At 64.3% G+C, this 24,659-nt stretch carries 20 protein-coding genes; 8 read left to right on the top strand and 12 right to left on the bottom strand.

Features of this window, described 5'->3' with window-relative positions:
* Positions 1-6 precede the first annotated feature (6 nt).
* The 3 genes from acuI (at position 7) to olsB (ending at position 4,514) form a co-directional block, all read left to right on the top strand.
* Positions 7-996 carry an acrylyl-CoA reductase (NADPH) gene (acuI, locus tag NKJ94_RS11915; RefSeq protein WP_352525170.1) on the top strand — a complete coding sequence of 330 codons (990 nt, stop codon included), beginning with the start codon at positions 7-9 and terminating at the stop codon, positions 994-996.
* A 94-nt stretch (positions 997-1,090) separates the two neighbouring features.
* A complete protein-coding gene (locus NKJ94_RS11910) occupies positions 1,091-3,379 on the top strand; it encodes a PAS domain-containing hybrid sensor histidine kinase/response regulator (protein ID WP_352525169.1) in 2,289 nt (762 codons plus the stop codon).
* A 259-nt stretch (positions 3,380-3,638) separates the two neighbouring features.
* A complete protein-coding gene (gene olsB / locus NKJ94_RS11905) occupies positions 3,639-4,514 on the top strand; it encodes a l-ornithine N(alpha)-acyltransferase (protein WP_292664606.1) in 876 nt (291 codons plus the stop codon).
* A gap of 108 nt (positions 4,515-4,622) precedes the next feature.
* Here olsB and grpE read toward each other — a convergent pair whose 3' ends face one another.
* The gene (gene grpE / locus NKJ94_RS11900; protein WP_352525167.1) at positions 4,623-5,255 is read right to left on the bottom strand and encodes a nucleotide exchange factor GrpE; all 633 of its coding nucleotides are present in this window, start codon (positions 5,253-5,255) and stop codon (positions 4,623-4,625) included.
* A gap of 235 nt (positions 5,256-5,490) precedes the next feature.
* On the opposite strand from grpE, the gene NKJ94_RS11895 reads away from it, so the two are divergent.
* Positions 5,491-5,694: a hypothetical protein gene (locus tag NKJ94_RS11895; protein ID WP_352525166.1), complete on the top strand. Its 204-nt coding sequence runs from the start codon at positions 5,491-5,493 to the stop codon at positions 5,692-5,694.
* Between the two features lie 125 nt (positions 5,695-5,819).
* Entirely contained in the window at positions 5,820-6,842 is a 1,023-nt protein-coding gene (locus NKJ94_RS11890) for a fatty acid desaturase (protein WP_352525222.1), read from the top strand.
* A 46-nt stretch (positions 6,843-6,888) separates the two neighbouring features.
* On the opposite strand, the gene NKJ94_RS11885 is transcribed toward NKJ94_RS11890, so the two are convergent.
* The 6 genes from NKJ94_RS11885 to cysG form a co-directional block, all read right to left on the bottom strand.
* Positions 6,889-7,509 carry a DJ-1/PfpI family protein gene (locus NKJ94_RS11885; protein WP_352525164.1) on the bottom strand — a complete coding sequence of 207 codons (621 nt, stop codon included), beginning with the start codon at positions 7,507-7,509 and terminating at the stop codon, positions 6,889-6,891.
* Between the two features lie 139 nt (positions 7,510-7,648).
* The gene (locus tag NKJ94_RS11880; RefSeq protein ID WP_352525163.1) at positions 7,649-8,185 is read right to left on the bottom strand and encodes a DUF934 domain-containing protein; all 537 of its coding nucleotides are present in this window, start codon (positions 8,183-8,185) and stop codon (positions 7,649-7,651) included.
* Positions 8,186-8,243: 58 nt separating this feature from the next.
* On the bottom strand, positions 8,244-9,008 hold the full coding sequence (locus NKJ94_RS11875; protein WP_352525162.1) for a phosphoadenylyl-sulfate reductase: 765 nt from the start codon (positions 9,006-9,008) through the stop codon (positions 8,244-8,246).
* The gene (locus NKJ94_RS11870) at positions 8,983-10,653 is read right to left on the bottom strand and encodes a nitrite/sulfite reductase (RefSeq protein WP_352525160.1); all 1,671 of its coding nucleotides are present in this window, start codon (positions 10,651-10,653) and stop codon (positions 8,983-8,985) included. The genes NKJ94_RS11875 and NKJ94_RS11870 overlap by 26 nt, the downstream gene beginning before the upstream one ends.
* Before the next feature lie 73 nt (positions 10,654-10,726).
* Positions 10,727-11,032 (bottom strand): DUF2849 domain-containing protein, encoded by a 306-nt coding sequence (locus NKJ94_RS11865; protein ID WP_352525158.1) that lies wholly within the window; start codon positions 11,030-11,032, stop codon positions 10,727-10,729.
* A complete protein-coding gene (cysG, locus tag NKJ94_RS11860; protein ID WP_352525157.1) occupies positions 11,029-12,495 on the bottom strand; it encodes a siroheme synthase CysG in 1,467 nt (488 codons plus the stop codon). Before cysG ends, NKJ94_RS11865 begins: the two co-directional genes overlap by 4 nt.
* 419 nt (positions 12,496-12,914) lie before the next feature.
* Here cysG and NKJ94_RS11855 point away from each other — a divergent pair, with 419 nt between their 5' ends.
* On the top strand, positions 12,915-13,364 hold the full coding sequence (locus tag NKJ94_RS11855) for a baeRF12 domain-containing protein (RefSeq protein ID WP_352525156.1): 450 nt from the start codon (positions 12,915-12,917) through the stop codon (positions 13,362-13,364).
* 220 nt (positions 13,365-13,584) lie between these two features.
* Complete coding sequence (locus NKJ94_RS11850; RefSeq protein ID WP_352525155.1) at positions 13,585-15,336, top strand: cation:proton antiporter domain-containing protein; 1,752 nt, start codon at positions 13,585-13,587, stop codon at positions 15,334-15,336.
* 87 nt (positions 15,337-15,423) lie between these two features.
* Here NKJ94_RS11850 and NKJ94_RS11845 read toward each other — a convergent pair whose 3' ends face one another.
* The 5 genes from NKJ94_RS11845 to NKJ94_RS11825 all read right to left on the bottom strand — a co-directional run bounded on the left by NKJ94_RS11845 (position 15,424) and on the right by NKJ94_RS11825 (position 21,183).
* Positions 15,424-16,176, bottom strand: a complete 753-nt coding sequence (locus NKJ94_RS11845) for an SDR family NAD(P)-dependent oxidoreductase (protein WP_023675240.1) — start codon at positions 16,174-16,176, stop codon at positions 15,424-15,426.
* A gap of 61 nt (positions 16,177-16,237) precedes the next feature.
* The gene (locus NKJ94_RS11840; protein ID WP_352525154.1) at positions 16,238-18,487 is read right to left on the bottom strand and encodes a transglycosylase domain-containing protein; all 2,250 of its coding nucleotides are present in this window, start codon (positions 18,485-18,487) and stop codon (positions 16,238-16,240) included.
* Between the two features lie 291 nt (positions 18,488-18,778).
* Positions 18,779-19,030, bottom strand: a complete 252-nt coding sequence (locus NKJ94_RS11835) for a hypothetical protein (RefSeq protein WP_352525152.1) — start codon at positions 19,028-19,030, stop codon at positions 18,779-18,781.
* A 43-nt stretch (positions 19,031-19,073) separates the two neighbouring features.
* Positions 19,074-19,694: a ribonuclease D gene (locus tag NKJ94_RS11830; protein WP_352525151.1), complete on the bottom strand. Its 621-nt coding sequence runs from the start codon at positions 19,692-19,694 to the stop codon at positions 19,074-19,076.
* Between the two features lie 103 nt (positions 19,695-19,797).
* Positions 19,798-21,183, bottom strand: a complete 1,386-nt coding sequence (locus NKJ94_RS11825) for a M20/M25/M40 family metallo-hydrolase (RefSeq protein WP_352525150.1) — start codon at positions 21,181-21,183, stop codon at positions 19,798-19,800.
* A 447-nt stretch (positions 21,184-21,630) separates the two neighbouring features.
* Between NKJ94_RS11825 and polA the strand changes: the two genes are divergently transcribed.
* Positions 21,631-24,585: a DNA polymerase I gene (gene polA, locus NKJ94_RS11820; protein WP_352525220.1), complete on the top strand. Its 2,955-nt coding sequence runs from the start codon at positions 21,631-21,633 to the stop codon at positions 24,583-24,585.
* Positions 24,586-24,659 lie beyond the last annotated feature (74 nt).

Here is a 24,659-nt window from a genome sequence, read left to right as displayed (position 1 = left end):
GAAAAAATGCTCGAAACCTTCAAAGCCATCCTCGTTTCGCGCGACGCCGAGAAAAAACAGTCGGTCGCAGTGACCGAACTCACCGAGGCAGACCTGATGGAGGGGGACGTTACCGTCGCGGTCGAGGCGACGACGGTGAACTACAAGGACGGTCTTGCCATAACAGGCAAGGCACCGGTGATCCGCCGCTGGCCGCTGGTGCCGGGCATCGATTTCGCCGGCACCGTCACCTCGTCTTCCAATCCCGACTGGCGCAAGGGCGATCGCGTCATATTGAACGGCTGGGGCGTCGGCGAGACGCATTTCGGCGCCTATGCCGGACGCGCCCGCGTCAACGGCGACTGGCTGGTGCCGCTGCCGGACGGCATGAGCCCGCATGATGCGATGGCGGTCGGCACCGCCGGCTACACCGCCATGCTTTGCGTCATCGCGCTGGAGCGGCACGGCATCGTGCCCGACCGCGGCCCGGTGGTGGTGACGGGTGCTGCCGGCGGCGTCGGCTCGGTTGCGGTCTCGATCCTGTCCAGCCTCGGCTATCACGTCATCGCTTCGACCGGCCGCAGTGCCGAACGCCCTTACCTGATAGACCTTGGCGCGGCCGAAGTGATCTCACGCGACGAGCTTACCCAGCCGGCAAAGCCGCTCGCCAAGGAACGCTGGGCCGGCGGCGTCGATGCTGTCGGCAGCCACACGCTGGCCAACGTTCTGTCGATGACCTCCTATGGCGGCGCCGTCGCCGCTTGCGGCCTCGCCGGCGGCATGGACCTGCCAGCAAGCGTCGCTCCGTTTATCCTGCGCGGTGTCTCCCTGCTCGGCATCGATTCCGTGATGGCGCCCAAGGCGGTCCGCATCGAGGCCTGGCGCCGCATCGGCACCGATCTCGATCACGCAAAGCTTGCCAGCCTGTCGACGAGCATCGGCTTCGACGGCATCATCGGCGCGGCGCATGACATCGTCGAGGGCAGGATCCGCGGCCGAGTGGTGGTGGACATGTGAGCCCAAGGGCAACAAGGGACAAAAAGAGCGCGACCGCTAAAATTCGAACGATCCGCCACAACCTTCCATAAGCTCTATCTGGCAGGAGTTCCGTATGATTGCGGAACCCGGCATCAGAGAGGCGGAACCAGCCGAACGGGCCGACGGGACGGCTCCCGAGGCGCCAGGGCGGCAGCTTGTCGCCGCTCCACCGCTGGCGCCGGAATTGCCGGATGCCAACCGCGAAGGCCTGCCGTTCCTGACGCTCGTCGCCATCGTCGTGCTGGCAGGCCTGTCGCATCTGACCGGAGCGCCGATCTTCATCACCATCGGCCTTTTGGCGACAGCCATGGCCGGGCTCGCCATGCATCTGCGCAACAGGCGCGCCGAGCGCCGCGCGGTGGCCTTGCTCGGCGCGACGGCGGCCCGCAGCCGCGCCGAGATCGAGACGCTGGCCGACCGCATGTGGGAGATGCAGGAGAGCGAGGAGCGCTTCCGCGGGCTGATCGATGCGCTCGGCGATCTCGTCGTCCACCGCGACCGCGACGGCCACATCGTCTACGCCAACAAGGTTTTCGCCGACCTTGTCGAAACCGACCAGCGCGACCTTGCCGGCAAGACCTTGGCCGAACTCGGCATCGATGTCGGCATCGTCCCCGACGCCGCCTTTTCCGACCATGAATGCCTGAGTTCCACCGACGTCGCCATTCGCACGCCGGACGGTCCACGCTGGTTCTCTTGGATCGAGCTGTCGGTGCGCGACAAGGACAGCGGCGCCGTTTCGCATCGTGCCATCGCCCGCGACATCACTGCCCGCAAGCGCGCCGAATCGTCGCTGATCACCGCCCGCGAGCGGGCCGAATATGCCAGCCAAGCCAAATCGCGCTTCCTCGCCACCGTCAGCCACGAGATCCGCACGCCGATGAACGGCATCATGGGCATGGCGCGGCTTCTCGCCGACACCAGCCTTTCGCCCGAGCAGCGGACCTATGTCGGCGCCATCTCGACCTCGGCCAGCGCGCTGCTGGCTCTGATCGAGGACCTGCTCGATTACTCCAAGATCGAGGCCGGCCGCTTCGATCCGGAACCGCAGCCGATGTCGGTGCGTGAGATCGCCGACAACGTCGTCGAACTCTTGGCGGCGCGGGCCTTTGCCAAGGATATCGGCCTCGGCTGCCATGTCGAACCCGACGTGCCGCAGCTGATCACCGCCGACCCCGGCAGGGTCAGGCAGGTGCTGCTCAACCTCATCGGCAACGCCGTCAAGTTCACCGACAGCGGCGGCGTTCTGGTAAGCATCGCCCGCGTCCGCACCGAAACCACCGATCGCATCCGCTTCACCATCGCTGACACCGGCCCCGGTCTGCGTGAGGAGGACATGGAGCGCATCTTCGAGGACTTCGAACAGGCCGACGGCACCTCGACCCGTGCGCATGGCGGCGCCGGCCTCGGTCTTGCCATTTCCAAGCGCCTGGTGACCGCCATGGGCGGCACTATCTCGGTGTCGAGCCGGCTTGGCCAGGGGTCCGAATTCGTCTTCGAGATTCCCGCTATTTCCGCAGTCGAGGCGCCGCAGATCCGCCAGAACGCGCTGTCGGGCCGGCATGCGGTGATCGTGTCGAAGAATCTCGTCGAGGCCGAAGCCATCGCCCGCACCATTCGCGCCAATGGCGGCACGGTCGATCTGGCCACCACCGCCGCCCAGGCCACCCCTTTCGCCGAGGGCTGCGACGTGCTTCTGGTCGATGCTGCCATGGAGGAAAGTGACGGCAGGCTGCTCAGGCGCCTGCGCCAGGGCGGCTTTGCCGATTGCGAGGCGGTGACGCTGATCGCGCCGACCGACCGCGGCATGCTTGGCGAGTTCCGCGCCAACGGTTACGCCACCTTCCTGGCAAGGCCGGTGCGCGGCGAGACACTGCTGCGCGTGCTTTTGACCAGCCATGCGCCGGTCATCGCCGAGCCGCAGCCGCAAAAGCGCGGCGCGCAAGCTGTGCACGCCATTGGCGGCCGCCAGCAGGGCCTGTCGGTGCTGATCGCCGAGGACAACGACATCAACGCCATGCTGGCCCGCGCCACGCTGCTGAAGGCCGGGCATCGCGTAAAAGTGGTCGGCAACGGCAAGGCCGCGGTCGAGGCGGTCATCAGCACCGGCCACAAGCACCGCTTCGATGTGGTGCTGATGGACCTGCATATGCCGGTGATGGACGGTCTGGACGCCATCGCCGCCATCCGCCGCTATGAGGAGGAGACCGCGGTGCCGCCGGTGCCGATCATGGTGCTGTCGGCCGACAGCCAGGAAAAGACCCGCCACGCCGTGCTCGCTCACGGTGCCAGCGGCTTCGTCACCAAGCCGCTCGACCCCGATGCCCTGGTTCACGCGGTCGAAGGGCAAGTGGCTGCCTGAGCCGCTTTCGATCACCCGATAGCCGGTTGGCATTAGAGCGCCCGCGTCTCTTGGACGCGCAAAGGACGCTCTAACACTTTGACTTTTTCGCATGATCCTTTCCGGAAACCAATTTCGGTTTCCGGGGTCATGCGATACCCAGCCGACGAAGTATTGCCCGCAGAGCCGTATCACGGTACTGTCACAATCCTGTTGCACCTACACCGTATCCCCGTGCCAAGAGGGATGGCTCGAAGGAGAATCACTCGTGCATACAGTCATGCCGGAATGTGATGCTCGGCCGAACGCCAGCGGGCCTTTGCTTGTCGGCCGGAACGCCGATGCCGTCATAAAAGGCGCATCGCTCGGCCGCATCGGCAATCTCGAAGTGCGGCTCGCCCGCAACGAGGCCGAGATCGCTGCCGCGCAGGAAGTGCGCTACCGGGTGTTCTACGACGAGCTTGGTGCCAGGAAGGACCTGTTCCAGATGCAGGACCGCCGCGATGCCGACCGCTTCGATCCCCTCTGCGATCATCTGCTGGTCTTCGATACTTCGCTTTCCGGCCCCGAGCATCGCCGCATCGTCGGCACCTACCGCCTGCTGCGGCAGGAGATTGCCGCAGCAGCCGGCGGCTTCTATTCCGAGGGCGAATTCGAGCTGACCAAGTTGATCGCCCGGCATCCCGGCCAGCGCTTCCTTGAGCTTGGCCGCTCCTGTGTTCTGCCGGAATACCGTTCGAAGCGCACCATCGAGGCGCTGTGGCAAGGCATCTGGGCCTATATCAACCATTACGGCATCGGCGTGATGACAGGCTGCGCGTCGTTCCACGGCACCGTGCCGGCGGCACATGCCGAGGCGCTGACCTATCTTGCCCATCACTGCCGGACGAATTCATCCTGGGACGTGCGTGCCGTCGCCGGGCGCTATTGTTCCATGGATCTGATGCCGATCGAGGCCGTCAATGCCAAGGCGGCGATCGCCGCCATGCCGCCGCTGGTCAAGGGCTATCTGCGCGTCGGCGCGCGCATCGGCGACGGCTGCGTCATCGATCGTGAATTCTCGACGGTCGACGTGTTCGTGGTGATGCCGGTCAAGGAGATCGGCGCCCGCTACGTCAACTATTATGGCGGGGAAGCGCAGCGCTTCGCTGCGTGAATAGTGAATAGTGAATGATGAATAGTGAATGATAGAAACGAAGCCCGTCTGGCTTCTACAAACTACTTTCTACCAACTACTAACCATTCACTATTGACCATTCATCATTCACGCATCCTTCTCAGCCTGCTCGTTGACCGGCCCCGGCTCCGGCGCTTCGCTTGCCACATGCTTGGGGCCGCCCTTGGCGACGCCGACCATGGCCGGCCGCAGCACGCGCTCGCCGATCGAATAGCCGGGCTGCACGACCTGGACGACCGTGTTGGCGGGCACGTCGGGATTGGGCACCTCGAACATCGCCTGGTGGAAATTCGGATCGAATTTCTCCCCCTCGGGCTCGAGCTTCTTCACACCGTGCCGCTCCAGCGCCGACAGCATGGCGCGCTCGGTGATCTCGACGCCGTCGATCAGCGCCTTGAAGCCGGCATCGCCCGATGCCTTGGCCTCCTCCGGGATGGCATCCAGCGCACGGCGCAGATTGTCTGATACCGACAGCATGTCGCGGGCAAAATTGGCGACCGCATAGGCGCGCGCGTCGTGGACGTCTCGGGCGGTGCGGCGGCGCAAATTCTCCATGTCGGCCGCGACGCGCAGCGCGCGATCCTTCAGCTCTTCGTTTTCCTTCAGAAGCCGCACAAGCGCTTCATAGTCGCCGTCGACGCCGCCTTCCCTTGGCTCCGCGGCAGCCTCGGTCTTCTCGGCTTCATCGAGCGCGCGTTCGTCTTTTGCCTGGTCGCTCATCGCCGTTTCCCGTCATTTCGAATGGTGTGGATTTGCGCCCGATATCGAGGTTTAGCGGCCAAAAATCAAGGGGCAAGCGATACTGCAGCCGCTGTCGCGGCTTGATGGCGGACGGCGCAGACCTTTCGATTTTAATTCAAACTTTACCACAGCTGCCGGCTTTGCTTGCCAGGATACTACAAAGCGGGAACCATTCCTCCCCTGGAAGAGTTTCGAAGCCGACACAGGATTTTGGATGATGCCCCGCAGGAATGGCGAAAAACGCGACGGGCTCGCCGCCGATATCCGGCGCCAGCTCGGCACCGAAGCGACCAAGCGCTTTCTGCGCACCTTGCCGGCCTTCCGCACGGAGTCCGATATTCCCGACCGTTTGAAGGAATTGCTTGACCGCCTGGACGGCATCGAAGCCAACATGGTCGCAGGCGGGCGCCGTCGGTAGACCCCGTTGCCGGCGGCGCGCCCGGCGATTGCGGCCGGAAACTCCTCGCATCGCGCGACATTTACGCGCAGTAACTTTGCGTGACCCCATCTTGTGGCAGCGCCCTGCACCGCCTATGTTTCATGATGAACATGATTTCCCCCGAAGCTGTGGCAAACAGCAAGCGTGCCTGGTTGAAAATCCTGTCGCGCTATAAAAAGCCCGACAGGCGTCGCAGCGCCGTCGAACTCGCCATCACCCTCATCCCTTTCGCCACGCTGTGGGCATTGTCCTCGGCCGCTTATGCCTATGGCCATTGGTGGGGTCTGGTCCTCATCCTTCCGGCCGCCGGCTTTCTGGTGCGGATCTTCATGATCCAGCACGATTGCGGCCACGGCTCGTTCTTTGCCAATCGCTATGCCGACGACTGGATCGGCCGCGTGCTTGGCGTGCTGACGCTGACGCCATACGATTGCTGGCGCCGCGCCCACGCAACCCATCACGCCAGCGCCGGCAATCTCGACGAGCGCGGCACGGGCGACATCAAGACGCTGACCGTGGCCGAATATCGGCAACTGTCGTGGCGAGGTCGGCTCGCCTATCGCCTCTATCGCCACCCGCTGGTGATGTTTGGCCTTGGCCCGATTTGGATCTTCATTTTCGAGCAGAGACTGCCCTTGGGCATGATGCGGGGCGGTCTCACCCCTTGGGTGTCGTCGATGTCCACCAATCTCGCCATCGCCGTCATCGCTGCCCTGCTCATCTGGTTTGTTGGCCCCGGCGCGTTCCTGGTCGTCCATTTGCCGATCGTCATCCTCGCCGGATCGGCCGGCATCTGGCTGTTCTATGTCCAGCATCAGTTCGAGGAGACGGAGTGGACAAAGGACTCCGAGTGGGAATTCCAGCGCGCCGCCCTGCACGGCTCGTCCTATTACGACCTGCCGCCGGTGCTGAGCTGGCTCACTGGCAATATCGGCGTCCATCACGTGCACCACCTCTCCGCCAAGGTGCCATGCTACCGGCTTCCGGAAGTGCTGAGGGACTATCCGGAGCTGCGTGAGATCGGCCGCATAACGCTGTTCGACAGCCTGCGCTGCGTCAAGCTGGCGCTGTGGGACGAGAGCCGCAACAAGCTGGTGTCGTTCCGCGAAGCGCGGATGGCCATGTAGACGCACCGCCGCGCTGCCTGCGCGGCGGTTTATTTAGGACTCTAAATCAAGCCGCCTGGCGTTCGTCGCGCATCAGGATCTCGCCCTGGCGGATCTCGGTGCCCAGCACTTTCAGGCATTCGCGCATGAAGGCGGCAAGGCCCGGCCAGCCCTTGGCCGACACAAGATTGCCGTCGACATGGGCGCCGGTCGGCGCAACGTCGATATAGATGCCGCCGGCCAGCGTGACTTCCGGCTCGCAATACTGCAGCGCCGCGACTTCCCTGCCGCGCACGACGCCGTCGACCGCGATTAGGATCTGCACGCCGTGGCAGATGGTGAAGATCGGCTTGCCGGTGTCGTGGAAATGCCGCACCAGCGCCTGCACGCGCTTGTCGATACGAATATATTCCGGGCCCCGCCCGCCCGCCGCGTAGACGGCGTCGTATTCGGCCGGGTTGACCTCGGAAAACGTCTTGTTGAGAATGTAGTCGTGGCCGAGCTTTTCCGTATAGGTTTGGTGGCCTTCGAAGTCGTGCAGCGAGGTCTTCAGGATATCGCCCGCCTTCTTGTCGGGACAGACGACATGGACGGTGTGGCCCACCGCATGCATGGCCTGTTCAAAGACGAAAATCTCGTATTCCTCGCTGAACTCGCCAACGAGCATCAATATCTTCTTGCCAGCCATATCCGGTTCCTCCCTTGTGGCCACACATTTATTTCGGATCTCGAAATAATAGACCTATCCTAAAGCGGGGACGGGCAAAATAAAAGACTGAATCGGCAATGTGGTCCGACCAGATGCGGCTTTGGTTCCGCGGGGCGGATCAGCCGGCGCGCACCCGCCGCCAGGAATATTTCGGGCCTTTGGCCTCCGGCTTCACCGCCGGCTGGTAGAACAGCGGCAGTCCGCCGGTGCGGCCTTGCTCGAGCCGCTTCAGCAGCACCGGGTGCGACACCTCGAATTCGTCGAAGCCGAGGCGCAGCATATGCGGCAGCTGGTCGATCAGAACCTGGCCGGTGGCGCGCATGGCGCCGGCAAAATGATAACGGCTGCGCAGCAATTCGCCCTTGGAGAACGAGCGGCCGTCATTGAACGCCGGAAACGCCAGCGCCACCAGCGACAGCTGGTCGAGCAGGCCGGCGATCTTTTCGAGCTGGTCGCCGGGCTGCAGCAGCACGCCAATGCGTTCCTTCGCCGACCGCCGCACCTCCGGATCGAGGCCGAGAAACGCCTGCAGCGGCAGGATGAAGCGGCCATTGCCGACCAGCGCCTCGGCGCTTTCGGCATGAACCCACTCGTCCTCGCAGAAACCATTCGGCGTCCACAGGCGGGTGGCGGTTTCCGCTATCAATTCGCTCATCAAGAAAATTCCCAAGTTCAAAAACCTGGATCCCAAAAATCCGGGATCCCAAAAGATCCTAAAGCGAGGCGTCGGTCAGTGACTTCTCCAGCCCCGACAAATGGATGCCGCACTCGGTCTTGGCGTGCCCGGCCCAGCGGCCACTGCGCGCGTCATCGCCAGGCTGCACCGGCTGCGTGCACGGAAAACAGCCGATCGACAGATAGCCATAGGCGACCAGCGGGTTTTCACGCAGCGCATGTGCGCGCATGTAGCCGGCCTGGTCTGATGTCGTCCAGTGCGCCAGCGGATTGATGCGGATGCGCGAGCCGACCGCCTCGAACACCGGAAGCGCTGCCCGCGTCGCCGCCTGGAAGCGCTTGCGGCCGGTGAACCAGGCGCGGAACGGCTCGACGCCGCGCGCCAGCGGCTCGACCTTGCGCACGTCGCAGCAGGCGTCGGTATCGGTCTCGTTGAGATTGCCGGTCGGGTCGATCCTTGCCAGCGCCGTATCGTCGGGCCTGATCACCCGGATATCGGTCAGCCCGAAATCGGCGACCAGCGCGTCACGATAGCCGAGCGTTTCCTCGAAATGCTTGCCGGTGTCGAGAAAGATCACCGGCAGCGTGCGGTCGATCTCGGCGATCATGTGCAGCAGCACCGCCGAATCCGCGCCGAACGACGAAACCGCGGCGATTTCGCCGTGAAACAACTCCCGGGCTGAGCGCTCGATGATCTCCAGCGGCTTCAGATGGCCATAGAGCGCGTCGAGACCCGCCGCTTCGGCGGCGATGCCGGCCTCGACGTCGACGATCCGATCAAGCGGCCTTGGCTTCGCCAGCATAGAGCGCCTCCTTGAACGGCGCGGGACCGACACGGCGGTAGGCGTCGATGAATCTTTCGTTTCTGTCCAGCCGAAGCCCGAGATAGGTCTCGACGATCTGCTCGATGGCATCGGTGATCTCTTCCGAACTGAAGCCGCGGCCGATGATCTCGCCGACCGAGGTGTTCTCGTCGGCCGAGCCGCCGAGCGTCACTTGATAGAGCTCGGCGCCTTTCTTCTCGACGCCGAGGATGCCGATATGGCCGACATGGTGATGGCCGCAGGCATTGATGCAGCCGGAAATCTTCAGCTTCAATTCGCCGATGTCGCGCTGGCGCTCCAGCGAAGCGAAGCGGCGCGAGATTTCCTGCGCCACGGGGATGGAACGCGCCGTCGCCAGCGCGCAATAGTCGAGGCCGGGGCAGGAGATGATGTCACTGATCAGATTGGAATTGGCCGTCGCCAGCCCGATATCGACCAGCGCGTCATAGACCGCCTTGAGGTCGGCACGCGCGACATGCGGCAGGATCAGGTTCTGCTCGTGGCTGACGCGCAGCTCGTCGAAGGAATATTTTTCGGCAATGTCGGCGACCGCTTCCATCTGGCTGTCGGAGGCATCGCCCGGCGTCTCGCCGATGCCCTTGAGCGAGATGGTCACTGCGGCATAGTCGGGATGGCGATGGGTGACCACATTCTGGTCCAGCCATTCGGAAAAGCTCTTGGAATCGAGCCGGGCAAGCTTGACCGCCTCGTCGCCTTCCGGCCGGTCGACAAGCGCCGGCGGCGCGAAATAGGCGTCGATGGCACGGATGTCGGCTTCCGGCAGCTTCAGCTCGGCGTCCTTCAATTCCTGCCATTCAGCCTCGACCTGGCGGGTGATCTCCTCGACGCCGGTCTCGTGGACCAGGATCTTGATGCGCGCCTTGAACTTGTTGTCGCGCCGGCCATAGAGGTTGTAAACACGCAGGATCGCCGTGCAGTAGGACAACAGATCCGCTTCGGGCAGGAAGTCGCGGATCTTCTTGGCCACCATCGGCGTGCGGCCCTGGCCGCCGCCGACATAGACCGCGAAACCGAACTCGCCGGCCGCATTCTTCTTCAGGTGCAGGCCGATGTCATGCGTCTGGATGGCGGCGCGGTCGCGCTCGGCGCCGGTCACCGCGATCTTGAACTTTCGCGGCAGGAACGAGAATTCCGGATGCACCGACGACCATTGCCGCAGGATTTCGGCATAGGGGCGCGGATCGGCGACCTCGTCGGCGGCGGCGCCGGCGAAGTGGTCGGCGGTGACGTTGCGGATGCAGTTGCCGCTGGTCTGGATGGCGTGCATCTCGACGCTTGCCAGGTCGGCCAGGATAGCCGGAATGTCCGACAGCGCCGGCCAGTTGAACTGGATGTTCTGGCGCGTCGTGAAATGGCCGTAGCCCTTGTCGTATTTGCGGGCGATATGGCCAAGCATGCGCAGCTGCTTGCTGTTCAGCGTGCCGTAGGGCACCGCAATGCGCAGCATATAGGCATGCAGCTGCAGATAGACGCCGTTCATCAGCCGAAGCGGCCGGAACTGATCCTCGGTGATCTCGCCGGCAAGCCGCCGTGCGACCTGGTCGCTGAACTCGGCGACGCGGGCCTTGACGAAATCGTGGTCGAACTCATCGTAACGGTACATGTCTCGGTCTTTCCGGGCGCGTCCGCCCGTTATTTTCTTCATTCGAGCATGATCGGGATCATGCTCCTGTCATCTATGCCGCGCGGGCGGCTTGCGGACGGGCCTGCTTGCCCAGATCGTGACGGGTGGTGGGGCCGGCGGCGCGGATCTTTTCACGCAGCCGGACCGCCTCGACCGTGCCGTTGAGCACGGTCACGTCGATCAGATTGACGTCGACCACCTCGTTGTCGGCGGAGGCCTTGGCGCCGATCGCCTCCAGCCGGTCCTCGGCCGCCTTGTCATAGGCGATGTCGGCGTGGTCGATGGTCTCGGCCCAGCCGCCATTGGCGTACCAGACGGCTATGCCGTCGGCGAGGCGGTTCGCGGTCAGGACTTTCATTGGTTCACTCCTACCGCGGCAGCACGGGCCACGCTTTCCTGCCTGTGTGCCGCCAACGGCTCGGACCGTTCGAAATTGGCGCCGGCGACCGCGTCGCCGATGATGGTCATCACCGGGCCGCTGAGATCGGCGCGCGCCTCCAGCGACGGCAGGTCGGCGAGCGTGCCATGGAAACGGCGGCGGTTGGCGAGGCTGGCATTCTCGACCACGGCGACGGCCGTATCCGGCGACAGGCCGGCTTCGATCAGACGGCCGGCGACCTCGGCGGCGACCGAGCGTCCCATATAGACGGCGACCGTTGCACCGGAAATAGCGAGCTTTGCCCAATCGGGCAGCGAATTTCCCTTTAAGTCGTGACCGGTGGTGAACACCATTGACGACGACACGCCGCGCAGCGTCAGCGGCAGTTCGAAATCGGCGGCGGCGGCAAAGGCCGCGGTGACGCCCGGAACCACCTCATAGGCGATGCCGGCATCGCGCAACGCCGCCATTTCCTCGCCGGCCCGGCCGAACACCAGCGGGTCGCCGGATTTCAGCCGCACGACGCGCTTGCCGGCGTGGCCAAGCTCGACCAGCAGCGCATTGATCTCGGCCTGGCTCTTGGAATGGCAGCCCTTACGCTTGCCGACCGGCAGGCGTTCGGCATCGCGGCGGCCCATGGCGACGATCGCCTCCGGCACCAGCGCGTCATGGACGATCACGTCGGCTTCCATCAGCAGGCGATGAGCGCGCAGCGTCAGCAAGTCCTCGGCGCCGGGACCAGCCCCCACCAAAGCAACATTGCCCAGGGCGATATGGCCCGATGCCGGTGTATCCGAAAGCAGCAGGCGGACGGCGGCGTCATGCGCCTCAGAAAGCTGTCCAGCTTCCACGGCGCGGGCCGGCGCGCCGCCAAAGAAATCGCTCCAGAAGCGGCGGCGGGCATTGCCTTTCGGCAGCAGCTTTTCGGCGGCGCCGCGAAACGATGCGGCAAGCGCGGCGAGCGGCCCGAGCGAAGGCGACAGCATGCGGTCAATGCGGCTGCGCAGCATCTGCGCCAGCACCGGGCCGGCACCTTCCGTGCCGATGGCAATGGCGACCGGCGCGCGGTTGACCAGTGCCGGCGTGAAGAAATCGCAGAGCTCCGGCCGGTCGACGGCATTGACCGGAATGCCCAGCCGGCGCGCATCCCCTGCAACGCGGCGGTCGAGCGCCTCATTGCCGCTGGCGGCAAACACCATCACCGCATCTGCGAGGTGCGCGACATCGTAGGCGTCGGCGACGTGGGTGGCACCTGTCTCGGCGATGAAGGCCAGCAGTTCGGGGCTTGCAGCATCGCTGACGATGCGCAGCACAGCGCTCGACTGAGCGAGCAGCCGCGCCTTGGCCAGCGCCTCCTCGCCACCGCCGATGATGGCCACGGCTTCGCCCTCGACCCGCATGAAGACGGGAAAGGCGTTGAGCTTAGGGTTGGCTTGCGGCATGACGAGCGGAATCCTGGAACCGTTTGCCAGTTCTACGCGGGGGCGCGAAAAACCAGAAGGCACCCACTCGCGCATCGCTTCGTAGCAGGCAATCTCTTTTCTGCAAGCATGACGGCCAAGAGAAAAATATTCCACATTCAAATGCGGAGCGGATTGAAGCTGCTGTTGCGGCCCTTGATCCGCTGCCTTTCTAGCGGCTGGCCGAGCGCGCCACAAAACAGATTTTTCTAAATTCTACCAATTTAGTAGATTAAAGCCGCCGGATCCCAACCGAGCCATTAACGGCAGCTTGGCGCTCTCGCCATCCCTACCGGAACATTCACGCCTCGGCACGCGTTTGCCCTGTAGACCCAGGCCCGGTCATACCCCTGCGGCAAAGGCCCGGCGATGGGTTCGAAAAATCAAAAAAGGAGCGCCCCATGAGCTACGTCAGACTGAAACGCGGATTGTGGATCGTGGTGGCCGACGGCGAAAAGGCGCTATTCCTCGAGAACCGTGGAGACGTCCAATATCCCGACCTTCAGGTCGTGCACGAGATGGAGCAGGAAAATCCGGCGACCCGAGAGCAAGGCACGGACCGCCCCGGCCGCTACAGCGACGGCCCTTCCGTCCACCGCAGCGCGGTCGAGGACACCGACTGGCACCGTCTCGGCAAGGAGCGTTTTGCCGACGAGATTGCCGACACGCTCTACAAGCTCGCGCATCGCGGCACGTTCAAGGAGATCGTGCTGATCGCGCCGCCGCCGGTGCTGGGCGACATGCGCAGGAAGCTGCACAAGGAGGTCGCTGACAAGATAACGGCGGAAATTCCAAAGACGCTGACCAACCACAGCATACCCGATATCGAGAGCCTGCTGCAGGCGACCTGATCGCGGCATCGGCTGCGCGCAACCTTCATTTCCGTATCAATCGCCAGGCTGGAGCAGGCCGCGCCGTGGTGGTGGCAAATCTTGCCGGCTCTCCGTCTTTTTGCTGCTTTGCCATTGATTTCATGGGATTGCGGGCTGTCACGCGACTGTCCATACTGCCAGGGCGGCGGCTTTGGCCGGCATATCCGACATCGCGATTCCTGAAGGCGCTCCATAGACAATGCCGCATGACACGCCCCTTATCGCCACCATCGTTGCCGGTCTGGGGCTGGCTTTCGTCTTCGGCGCGCTTGCCAACCGCTTCCGCGTCCCGCCGCTGGTAGGCTATCTCATCGCCGGCGTTCTGGTTGGACCGAACACGCCGGGTTTCGTCGCCGATGCCGGCCTCGCCAATGAACTGGCTGAGATCGGCGTCATCCTGCTGATGTTCGGCGTCGGCCTGCATTTCTCGCTGAGGGACCTGTTGTCGGTCCGCGCTATCGCGGTGCCCGGCGCCATCGTGCAGATCGGCTTTGCGACAGCCCTTGGCGCCGGCCTTGCCTGGATGCTCGGCTGGTCGATGGGTGCGGGGCTGGTCTTTGGCCTGGCGCTTTCCGTCGCCTCGACCGTGGTGCTGTTGCGCGCGCTACAAGAGCGGCGGCTGATCGAAACCGAGCGTGGCCGCATAGCCGTCGGCTGGCTGATCGTCGAGGATCTGGCCATGGTGCTGGCGCTGGTGCTTTTGCCGGCATTGGCCGGCGTGCTCGGTGGCCAGCAGCAGGCCGAGGTCCACGGCAGTCTGCTGTCGCTGCCCGCGAACTACGGCATCTGGGGCGTCGTCGCCATCACGCTGGCCAAGGTCGCGGCCTTCGTCGTGGTCATGCTGGTGGTCGGCCGCCGGCTTGTCCCCTGGATCCTGCACTACGTCGCCCATACCGGATCGCGCGAACTGTTCCGGCTGGCGGTGCTCGCCATTGCGCTTGGCGTCGCCTTTGGCGCGGCCAAGCTGTTCGGCGTGTCGCTGGCACTGGGCGCTTTCTTCGCCGGCATGATCATGAGCGAATCCGAGCTCAGCCACCGGGCGGCCGAGGAATCGCTGCCGTTGCGTGACGCCTTTTCCGTGCTGTTCTTCGTTTCGGTCGGCATGCTGTTCGACCCGTTCAGCCTGATCAGCAATGGCTGGCCGATCCTGGCGACGCTGGCCATAATCGTTATCGGCAAGTCGCTGGCAGCCTTCGTCATCGTCCTCGTTTTCCGCTATCCGATCGCAACCGCGTTGATGATTTCGGCAAGCCTTGCCCAGATCGGCGAATTCTCGTTCATCCTGGCTGAACTTGGCGTCGGTCTGAAGCTGCTGCCCGAACAGGGCCGCGACCTCATCCTCGCCGGCGCCATCCTGTCGATCGTCCTCAACCCGCTGATGTTTGTTGCCGTCGACTGGGTAAAACCTTGGCTGGAAAAACGCGCCGGCAAGACGGTGCCGTCCGACGAAGTAAGGCCGATCGGCCCGGCAACCGAGCCCGGCCAGGTGGCTTCCGTGTCGGCACCTGCGAAAGAGGATGGCCCGCCGCCCAGGACGAGGCAGGCCGGCCACACCATCCTGATCGGCTACGGCCGCGTCGGCAGTCTCGTCGGCGCGTCCCTGAAGCAGGCCGCCCTGCCCTTCCTCGTCATCGAGGATGCAGACAAGACGCTGGCGAAGCTCAAGACCGAAGCCGTCGAAACCGTGGCCGGCAACGCGGCGAATGGCAACGTATTCGCCGCATCCAATCCCGAGGGCGCAAAGCGGCTGATCCTGGCCATTCCCAACGCCTTCGAGGCAGGGCAGATCGTGCTGCGCGCCCGCGCCGCCAATCCGACAATCGAAATCATCGCCCGCGCCCATTCCGATGCCGAGGTCGAGCACCTCAAGGGCCTTGGTGCCGACACGGTCATCATGGGCGAACGCGAGATCGCCCGTGGGATTGTCGAAGTGGTGACGGGGACGGCCTGACCCAATTCACCTGGCCGGCTGAGGATGACCGCGTGCCATCACATGGGAACGGGACGGCAGGCTGGATAGCTCGCCTGGAAAAGCCTTCTACACGTGCTGGCCGCCATTGATGTGGATTTCCGAGCCGGTCACGTAGGAGGCCTGCTGCGAGCACAGGAAGAAGATGATATCGGCGACTTCCGCGGTGGTGCCCAGCCTTCTCAGCGGGATCGTCTCGACGATCTTTTCGGTGCCCGGCGACAGGATAGCGGTGTCGATCTCGCCCGGCGCGATCGCATTGACGCGAATGCCGTGCGGGCCGAAATCATGCGCCATCTCGCGCGTCAGAGAGCCGAGTGCCGCCTTCGACGTCGCGTAGGCGGTGCCGGCGAAAGGATGCACGCGGGTGCCGGCGATCGAGGTGACGTTGACGATCGAGCCCTTGGCCGAAGCCAGCTCCTTGAACAGACCGCGCGCCAGCATGATCGGGGCGAAGAAATTGACCTGGAAGACGTCGCGCCAGACATGCATCGGCGTGTCGATCGAGTTCATGCGGCTGTTGCCGTCCTTGAGCTTCGGCGAGATGCCGGCATTGTTGACCAGCGCATGCAGCTGGCCGCCATGTGCTTCCAGGCGGTGGCGAATCTCGGAGATCGCGATGCCGACATCCTCCTGGTCGGCGAGATCGACCTTGATGTGGTCTTCCGGGCCGGCCGGCCACGGGCAGTCCTCGGCAAAAGCCTGGCGCGAGCAGGTGATGACGCGCCAGCCTTCGCGTGAAAAGCGCTTGACCGTGGCATGGCCGATGCCGCGGCTGGCGCCGGTCAGCACAATGGTCTTTCTGGTGTCGGTTTCGGCCATGTCGCTTGCCTCCAAGCGAGAGATGTAGCGGAACGCGGCAGCGGTTGCGAGGGGATAGAGCTCAGCCGCCTGTCAGAATGTCCAGGATCGAGGTCTGCCGCTTCTTGACCGGGCCGCCGACATTGCCGGGCGGCACCGGGTGCTTGATCGATCCGGTTGCGCCGTCGACACCCGGCATGGCAAGGCCGCCGGCATCGACCGTCTCGGCGGGCCGCGCGGGACGCGAAGGCGACTGGGTGGCTGCGGGCGGCGCTGATTGGCCAACGGAAGCGACCGGCGCAGGCGGCGCCGTATCGGACGGTATCTCGTCCGGGACGATGGTGTCGGGCGGCGTCGATTTCCAGGTTCCGGGCAGCGGCCGCACCGGCACGCCTTCATGTGCGGCGACCATGAATTCATGCCAGGCCTGCGCCGGCAGGGCGCCGCCGGTGACCTTCTTCATCGCGCTGCCGTCGTCATTGCCGAACCAGACGCCGGTGGTGAGATTGGCGGTATAGCCGATGAACCAGGCGTCGCGCGAGTTCTGGCTGGTGCCGGTCTTGCCGGCGGCCGGCCAGGCGAACGCCGCTTTCCTGGCCGTGCCGATCTCGACCGTGCCGGTCATCATCGAGTTCATCATGCCGACAACGTCGGGCTTGACGACGCGCGGCGCACCGCCGCCATTGTTTTCGTAGAGTACCTTGCCGTCGCTGGTCGTGACCCGGCGGATGAAATGGATGTCCGGCTTGTAACCGCCATTGGCGAAGGGAACATAGGCCGAGGTCAGTTCCAGCGGCGTCACTTCCGAGGTGCCGAGCGCGATCGATGTGTTGGCCGTCAGCTCGGACTGGATGCCCATGCGGTGCGCCGCCTCGACCACCGCGCTCGGTCCGACTTCCATGGTCAGCTGCGCGGCCACCGAGTTCAGCGATTTTGCCAGCGCCGTCGCCAGCGTCACCTTGCCGAAATATTTGCCGCCGTAATTATCGGGCGTCCAGTTGCCGATCTTGATCGGCGCATCGTTGCGCACGCTGTCGGGCGTGCGGCCGGATTCCAGCGCCGCCATATAGACGAACGGCTTGAACGCTGAACCCGGCTGGCGGCGCGCTTCCGAGGCGCGGTCGAACTGGCTGGTCGAATAATCATAGCCGCCGACCATGGCGCGCACCGCGCCGGAATTGTCGATCGACACCAGCGCGCCCTGGCTGACGTTGAGCTTCTTGCCGCTCTGGTCGATCAGCCGGCGGATCGATTGCTCGGCGAGCTTCTGCAGCGTCAGATCGACGGTCGTGTCGACGACGATATCGCGGCGCACGTCGCCGATCAGGTCGGGCAGTTCTTCCATGATCGTGTCGGCGACGTAGTTTTCCGAGCCGGTCCAGTAGGACGGCGCGCGTGTCGCCGGCGCGCTCATCGCCGTGGTCAGCTCCTTGGCGCTGATCTTGCCCTCGTCGCGCATAGCAGCGAGCACCAGCTGCGAGCGTTGCTCGGCCGCCTTCGGGTCGCGCGCCGGCGACAGCCGCGACGGCGCCTTGAGCAGGCCGGCGAGAAGCGCCGCCTCAGACAGCGTGACGTCGCGCGCGCTCTTGCCGAAATAGCGGCGCGAGGCCGCTTCGACGCCATAGGCGCCGGAGCCGAAATAAACCCGGTTGAGGTACATTTCGAGGATCTGGTCCTTCGTATGCTTGTGCTCCAGCCACAGCGCCAGCAGCACTTCCTGCACCTTGCGTTCCAGCGTGCGGTCCGGCGTCAGGAACAGGTTCTTGGCCAGCTGCTGGGTCAGCGTCGAGCCGCCCTGCGAAAAATGCCCGCCGAGAACATTGGTCACCATGGCCCGGGAAAGGCCGATCGGGTCGATGCCGAAATGCGAATAGAAGCGGCGGTCCTCGATGGCGATGACGGCTTCGGGAATGTAGGGCGACATCTCGTGCAGGCCGACGGCTTCGCCGCCGCTCATGCCGCGATTGCCAAGCAGCTGGCCGTCGACCGAGACGATCTTGATGTTGGGTGCGCGGTCGGGAATGGCCCAGGTGGTAGCCGCCGGCATTTTCGCGCCGTAATAGACGACGATGCCGGCAGCAGCGATGCCGCCCCAGATGGCCAGCACGAAGCACCAGTAGAACAGCCGGCCAAGCACGCCGAACACGCCGCGCCGGCCTTTGCCGCGCCCGCCACGTGACGGTTTTGCCTTGGGCGATTTGCGTTTTGTAGCGGCTTTTCGGTTGCTCGGCACGACGCGGTCCTCCTCGCTCACCGAAAAACCGGCCGAGGAGCTCGCCGCCGGCGATGCCTCGAAGCTGGGCTCGATGCGGCTGTCTTTCCGGTTCGCCATGCGCTGTGCTGTTTTCCCGATGCCTATGGCGTTCGAGTTGAAGACTAGATGCGGCGGTTTAAAGGCGGGTTAAGTCGGGAAAAATCGAAGCAAACTGTATTCAACCGGATGCGGCCCGCGCCGGCGCTAAAGCCGAAATGAAAAAACCCGCCTCGGTCGGCGGGTCGTCGGCGCGAATGAGCAACCATACGGAAATTACTAGCATAGCTGCCGGCACAAAGCAAGAACAAAATACGCCATCCAGGAATAAATCGCTTCAGCGTGCGATGCCGGCCGGCGACATACCCGGCCTCAGTCGTCCGCGTCCGGATCGTCGGAAGCCGGCCGCCAGCTGATCGGCTCGATCTTCTTTTGCGTATGGCCGTCCGTATAGGCCCACCAGCCGGCATCGCTTTCGTCCCAGTCGCCGCCGGCCGCCTTCAGCCGGTCGAGCGAACGGTATTGCGCGATGCTCTCGTTCATGACGCCGTCGCTGTCCTGCCAGTAGACGGTGACCTTGGAACCGTCCTTCGGCGCCGTTTCGATTGATTTTCGGGCAGCCATTTCAGTTCCTCCCGGCCGACGGCGATAAATTGCCAGAAGGCCATCAGCTATGGGCGAAGATATCCTCTTCATCCCAGCCCATCAGGTCGAGTTTCGCACGGGTCGGCAGGAAGCGGAAGCAGGCATCGGCTTCCTTGGTCCGGTTGTCGCGCGCCAGCCGCGCGCCCAGCACGTCGCGCAGCCGGTGCAGATAGAGCACGTCGGACGCGGCATATTCGAGTTGCTCGGGCGACAGTGTCTCGGCCGCCCAGTCCGACGATTGCTGCGCCTTCGACAGTCCGACCCCGAGAAGCTCGAAGCAGATGTCCTTCAGCCCATGCCGGTCGGTGTAGGTGCGCGTCAGCCGCGACGCGATCTTGGTGCAGAACACCGGTTCCGGCATGACGCCGAAGGCGTTGTAGAGCACGGCGAGGTCGAAGCGGCCGTAATGGAAGAGCTTGGTGATGCTGCGGTTGCGCAGCAGGCTGACCAGGTTCGGCGCCTTCTTCTGGCCGGGCGCGATCTGGATGACGTCGGCCGAGCCGTCGCCCGGCGAGATCTGTACGACGCAGAGCCGGTCGCGGTGCGGGTTCAGCCCCAGCGTCTCGGTGTCGATGGCGACCGCCCCGACATCGTAATGCAGCAGGCCGGGCAGATCGTTCTTGTGGAAACGGATGTCGCTCATCGTCTTCTCCGGTCGCGGCCCCGTGCACAGACGCGCGACGGACCATGCCCGTCCTTGCCGTGATCCGGTGAAAAATCAACAGAAAGTTGATCATGGCGCAATTTCAGCGTGTCAGCGCCTCGAGAATGCGCGCCCAGGAGCGCTGGCCCTTGTGGAAGGAACTCATCTCGTACTTTTCATTCGGCGAGTGGATGCGGTCGTCGTCGAGGCCGAAACCGACCAGCAGCGATTCCATGCCGAGATAGGTCTGGAAATCGCCGACCACAGGGATCGAGCCGCCGCTGCCGGTCACCACGGCCGGCTTCGGCCATTCGTCGGAGAGCGCCTGCTTGGCCTTGGCCAGAAAGGGCGAGTCGTAGGAAAGCTGGATTGCCGGCGAGGCGCCATGCGGGTGGAACTCGACCGCGCAGTCCGCCGGCACACGTTCCCTGGCGAACGCCTGGAAGGCGGCGCGGATCTTCTCCGGATCCTGTTTGTGGACGAGGCGAAAGGAGACTTTTGCCGAAGCTTGCGCCGCGATCACCGTCTTGAAGCCCTTGCCGGTATAGCCGCCGATGATGCCGTTGAACTCGGCCGTCGGCCGCGCCCAGGTCAGCTCGAGTACCGAGCGGCCCTTTTCGCCGGACGGGATCGACAGGCCGATGGGGCCGAGGAAGGTCTCGGCGGTCTCGCCGAGCGACAGCCACGACTGCAATATCTGCGAGGGCGTTTCCTCGACGCCGTCATAGAACCCCGGAATGGTGACGTGACCGTCCTGGTCGTGGATGTCGGCGAGGATTTTTGCCAGGATGCGGATCGGATTGGCGGCGGCGCCGCCATAGAGCCCGGAATGCAGGTCGCGATCGGCGGCCGTCACCGTGATCTCCTCGCCGACCAGACCGCGCAGCGAGACGCAGATCGACGGCGTATCGCGGTCCCACATGCCGGTGTCGCAGACCAGCGCGAAATCGGCCCTGAGCTCGTCCGCATTCGCTTCGAGAAACGGCTTCAGTGACGGCGACCCGGACTCCTCCTCGCCCTCGAACAGGATCGTGATGCGGCACGGCAATCCGCCATGCACCTGCTTCCATGCGCGGCAGGCCTCGACGAAGGTCATCAGCTGACCCTTGTCGTCGGCCGCGCCGCGGCCGGTGATCACCTTGTGGCCGGGCTCGATCTCCTTGACCGCTGGCGCGAACGGGTCGCTTTCCCACAGTTCGATCGGATCGACCGGCTGCACGTCGTAATGGCCGTAAAACAGCAAATGCGGCGCGCCCGCCGGCCCGTCGTGATGCGCGACCACCATCGGATGGCCAGGCGTGTCGCGCACGCTGGCGTCGAAGCCGATCAGCTTGAGCTCGGCGACCAGCCATTCGGCGGCCTTGCGGCAGTCGGCCGCGTAGTCCGGATCGGTGGAGATCGACTTGATGCCGAGCAGGCCGAACAGGCGTTCGAGGCTCTGGTCGAAATTCTTGTCGAGGCGGTCGAGTACCGGGGAAACTGCAGACATCTGGCGGGCCTTTCGATTCTGGCGGCGAATCTAGAGCCCATACGGCGAAACGGAAAGCCCGCGACCGTTAGGCCACAAGGTAGGATCCTGTCGAAAGGCAAAAAAATGCCGCCGTGGTGGAGGGGGAACCACGGCGGCCTTACTCGAAACGATGCGGCAGCCCGGAGAGGGGGGATAGGCTGCCGCAAGTGTCCGGGATAGGCGGGGGACGGGCCTTGCTCCGGACTTCGGCGAAAACTGCCGATGGCATTTATTTGTGTCTCCGAACATGGCGATTCAAGGGCACAAAAATTACACTTTCGTAACATAGGCGTGAGCGAACAAAGCTCTGAACCAGGCTCTGAACCAAGCCCTCATGGGCCAGCTCTGTCAGGGTGTTGCCGGAACCCTTGCCTGAAGCCGCGTTTGGCATGGACCGCGGCGCTGCGCCGCGCTATCCCTCGTGCCATGAAAAAAGGCGATCATCTCTTCCTTATCGACGGCTCCGGCTACATCTTCCGGGCCTATCACGCGCTCCCGCCGCTGACCCGCAAGTCCGACGGGCTGCCGACCAGTGCCGTGCTCGGCTTCTGCAACATGGTCTGGAAACTGACGCAGGACGCCCGCAACACCGATGTCGGCATCGTGCCGACGCATTTCGCCGTGATCTTCGACTATTCGTCGAAAACCTTTCGCAACCACCTCTACCCTGAATACAAGGCCAACCGCTCGGCGCCGCCGGAAGATTTGATCCCGCAATTCGGCCTGATTCGCCAGGCGACCAGGGCCTTCAACCTGCCCTGTATCGAGACGGAAGGCTACGAGGCCGACGACCTGATCGCCACCTATTGCCGGCTTGCCTGTGAAGCCGGCGCCGATACCACCATCATCTCTTCCGACAAGGATCTGATGCAACTGGTTGGCCCTTCGGTCGCCATGTACGACCCGATGAAGGACCGTCAGATCGGCGTTCCCGAGGTGATCGAGAAATGGGGCGTGCCGCCGGAGAAAATGATCGACCTGCAGGCGCTGACCGGCGATTCGGTCGACAATGTGCCGGGCGTGCCCGGCATCGGGCCGAAGACGGCGGCGCAATTGCTCGAACAGTTCGGCGACCTCGACACGCTGCTCGCCCGCGCCGGCGAGATCAAGCAGGACAAGCGGCGCGAATCGATCATCGCCAACGCCGACAAGGCGCGCATTTCGCGTGATCTGGTGACGCTGAAGAATGACGTGCCGGTGACCGAGGGGCTCGACGAGTTCGTGTTGCACGCGCCGGACGGTCCCAGGCTGATCGGCTTTCTCAAGACCATGGAATTCTCGACGCTGACCCGCCGCGTCGCCGAAGCGACCGGAACCGACGCAGGCGACGTTGCGGCCACTGCCGTCACGATAGAGCGTGCCGATACCGCGCATGGCCCCGACATGGGTTTTGGCGTGCCCGCGGCCGCCGAGAGCGCACCGGGCGTCAAGTCGGACGAAGCGGCGTCCGAAGCCCCGGCCGAAGCCACGCAAGGCGACACCCCATCTCTGCTTTCGGCGCTTCGCCTGGAGGCTGCCACCGCCCGTAAGATCGACACCGGCGCCTATGCCTGCATCCGCGACGCCGCGACGCTGAAGGCCTGGATCGCCGAGGCGATGGAGACCGGCATCGTCGCCTTCGACGTTAAGGCCTCCTCACCCGATCCGATGCGGGCCGAACTGATCGGCCTTGCCATGGCCGTCGCGCCCGGCCACGCCGCCTATGTGCCGCTTGCCCACAAGAACGGCAACGGCGACCTGCTCGGCGGCGGCGCGGTCGAAAACCAGATCCCGATCCGCGACGCGCTGGCGTTGCTGAAGCCGCTGCTCGAGGACAAATCCGTCCTCAAGATCGTGCACGACATGAAATACCGCCTTGTCGTCATGAGCCGTCACGGCATCGAGATCGGCCCCTATGACGACACTATGCTGATCTCCTACGTGCTCGAGGCCGGCACCCATGGTGGCCATGGGCTGGAGGCGCTGGCCGATAAATGGCTCGGCCACTCGACCATTCCGCTGAAGGAACTCGCCGGTTCGGGAAGAAGCTTCGTCGGCCTCGATCAGGCCGACCTCGGCAAGGCGACCGCCTACGGCGCCGAGCACGCCGACGTCGCGCTCAGGCTCTGGCAGGTGCTGAAGCCACGGCTTGCCGCCAAGGGCCTTGTCTCGGTCTATGAACGGCTAGAACGGCCGCTGGTGCCGGTATTGGCGAGGATGGAACAGCGCGGCATCTCCGTCGACCGGCAGATCCTGTCGCGGCTCTCCGGCGAACTGGCACAGGGTGCCGCGCGGCTCGAGGACGAGATCTATCAGCTGGTCGGCGAGCGCATCAACATCGGCTCGCCAAAACAGCTCGGCGACATCCTGTTCGGCAGGATGGGCCTGCCCGGCGGTTCTAAAACCAAGACCGGCCAATGGTCGACCTCGGCGCAGCTTCTCGAAGACCTCGCCGCCGAAGGCCACGAATTGCCGCGCAAGATCGTCGACTGGCGCCAGCTGACCAAGCTGAAATCGACCTATACCGATGCGCTGCCCGGCTTCATCCATCCCGACACCAGGCGCGTCCACACCTCCTACGCGCTTGCCGCGACGACAACCGGCCGGCTGTCGTCCTCGGACCCCAATCTGCAGAATATTCCGGTGCGCACCGTCGAGGGCCGAAAGATCAGGACGGCCTTCATCGCCGACAAGGGCAACAAGCTGGTTTCCGCCGACTACAGCCAGATCGAATTGCGCGTGCTCGCCCATGTCGCCGAAATCCCTCAGCTCAAGCAGGCCTTCGCCGACGGCGCCGACATCCACGCCATCACCGCCTCGGAAATGTTCAACGTGCCGGTCGAGGGCATGCCTTCCGAAGTGCGCCGCCGTGCCAAGGCGATCAATTTCGGCATCATCTACGGCATTTCGGCCTTTGGCCTCGCCAACCAGCTGTCGATCGCGCGCGAGGAAGCCGGCGACTACATCAAGAAATATTTCGAGCGCTTCCCCGGCATCCGCGACTATATCGACGCGACCAAGGCCTATGCCCGCGAGCACGGCTTCGTCGAAACCATTTTTGGCCGCCGCATCCACTATCCGGAGATACGCTCGTCAAATCCCTCGGTCCGCGCGTTCAACGAGCGCGCCTCGATCAATGCACGCCTGCAGGGCACCGCCGCCGACATCATCCGCCGCGCCATGATCCGTATGGACGAGGCGCTGGAAAAGGCGAAGCTTTCCGCCCGCATGCTGCTGCAGGTGCATGACGAGCTGGTTTTCGAGACGGCCGAAGCCGAGGTCGAGGCGACGATCCCCGTCGTCTGCCATGTCATGGAGAACGCCGCCATGCCGGCGGTATCGATGTCGGTGCCGCTGCACGTCGACGCCCGCGCCGCCAACAACTGGGAAGAGGCACATTGAGGCGGGGCCGCTGAGCCGCCCTGCGAATGGCGGCTTCTGCATTTTCACAACAGCACCAACTGACAGTCCTCGGC

Origin of the sequence: Mesorhizobium sp. M0060, assembly GCF_040323155.1 — a bacterium.
In the GTDB taxonomy this organism is placed as follows: Bacteria; Pseudomonadota; Alphaproteobacteria; order Rhizobiales; family Rhizobiaceae; genus Mesorhizobium.
Note: the sequence above shows the minus strand (reverse complement) of the source record. Positions and strands in the feature narration are given on the sequence as shown.

Bases quoted from the DNA above. Each gene is read 5' to 3' on its own strand.
- NKJ94_RS11825 (WP_352525150.1), bottom strand. From the start codon at position 21,183: ATGTCTGCAGTTTCCCCGGTACTCGACCGCCTCGACAAGAATTTCGAC.
- NKJ94_RS11910 (WP_352525169.1), top strand. From the start codon at position 1,091: ATGATTGCGGAACCCGGCATCAGAGAGGCGGAACCAGCCGAACGGGCC.
- cysG (WP_352525157.1), bottom strand. From the start codon at position 12,495: ATGCCGCAAGCCAACCCTAAGCTCAACGCCTTTCCCGTCTTCATGCGG.
- polA (WP_352525220.1), top strand. From the start codon at position 21,631: ATGAAAAAAGGCGATCATCTCTTCCTTATCGACGGCTCCGGCTACATC.
- NKJ94_RS11870 (WP_352525160.1), bottom strand. From the start codon at position 10,653: ATGTACCGTTACGATGAGTTCGACCACGATTTCGTCAAGGCCCGCGTC.
- NKJ94_RS11865 (WP_352525158.1), bottom strand. From the start codon at position 11,032: ATGAAAGTCCTGACCGCGAACCGCCTCGCCGACGGCATAGCCGTCTGG.
- NKJ94_RS11830 (WP_352525151.1), bottom strand. From the start codon at position 19,694: ATGAGCGACATCCGTTTCCACAAGAACGATCTGCCCGGCCTGCTGCAT.
- NKJ94_RS11875 (WP_352525162.1), bottom strand. From the start codon at position 9,008: ATGCTGGCGAAGCCAAGGCCGCTTGATCGGATCGTCGACGTCGAGGCC.
- acuI (WP_352525170.1), top strand. From the start codon at position 7: ATGCTCGAAACCTTCAAAGCCATCCTCGTTTCGCGCGACGCCGAGAAA.
- grpE (WP_352525167.1), bottom strand. From the start codon at position 5,255: ATGAGCGACCAGGCAAAAGACGAACGCGCGCTCGATGAAGCCGAGAAG.
- NKJ94_RS11845 (WP_023675240.1), bottom strand. From the start codon at position 16,176: ATGGCCGAAACCGACACCAGAAAGACCATTGTGCTGACCGGCGCCAGC.
- NKJ94_RS11850 (WP_352525155.1), top strand. From the start codon at position 13,585: ATGCCGCATGACACGCCCCTTATCGCCACCATCGTTGCCGGTCTGGGG.
- NKJ94_RS11895 (WP_352525166.1), top strand. From the start codon at position 5,491: ATGATGCCCCGCAGGAATGGCGAAAAACGCGACGGGCTCGCCGCCGAT.
- NKJ94_RS11885 (WP_352525164.1), bottom strand. From the start codon at position 7,509: ATGGCTGGCAAGAAGATATTGATGCTCGTTGGCGAGTTCAGCGAGGAA.
- NKJ94_RS11840 (WP_352525154.1), bottom strand. From the start codon at position 18,487: ATGGCGAACCGGAAAGACAGCCGCATCGAGCCCAGCTTCGAGGCATCG.
- NKJ94_RS11880 (WP_352525163.1), bottom strand. From the start codon at position 8,185: ATGAGCGAATTGATAGCGGAAACCGCCACCCGCCTGTGGACGCCGAAT.
- olsB (WP_292664606.1), top strand. From the start codon at position 3,639: ATGCCGGAATGTGATGCTCGGCCGAACGCCAGCGGGCCTTTGCTTGTC.
- NKJ94_RS11835 (WP_352525152.1), bottom strand. From the start codon at position 19,030: ATGGCTGCCCGAAAATCAATCGAAACGGCGCCGAAGGACGGTTCCAAG.
- NKJ94_RS11855 (WP_352525156.1), top strand. From the start codon at position 12,915: ATGAGCTACGTCAGACTGAAACGCGGATTGTGGATCGTGGTGGCCGAC.
- NKJ94_RS11890 (WP_352525222.1), top strand. From the start codon at position 5,820: ATGAACATGATTTCCCCCGAAGCTGTGGCAAACAGCAAGCGTGCCTGG.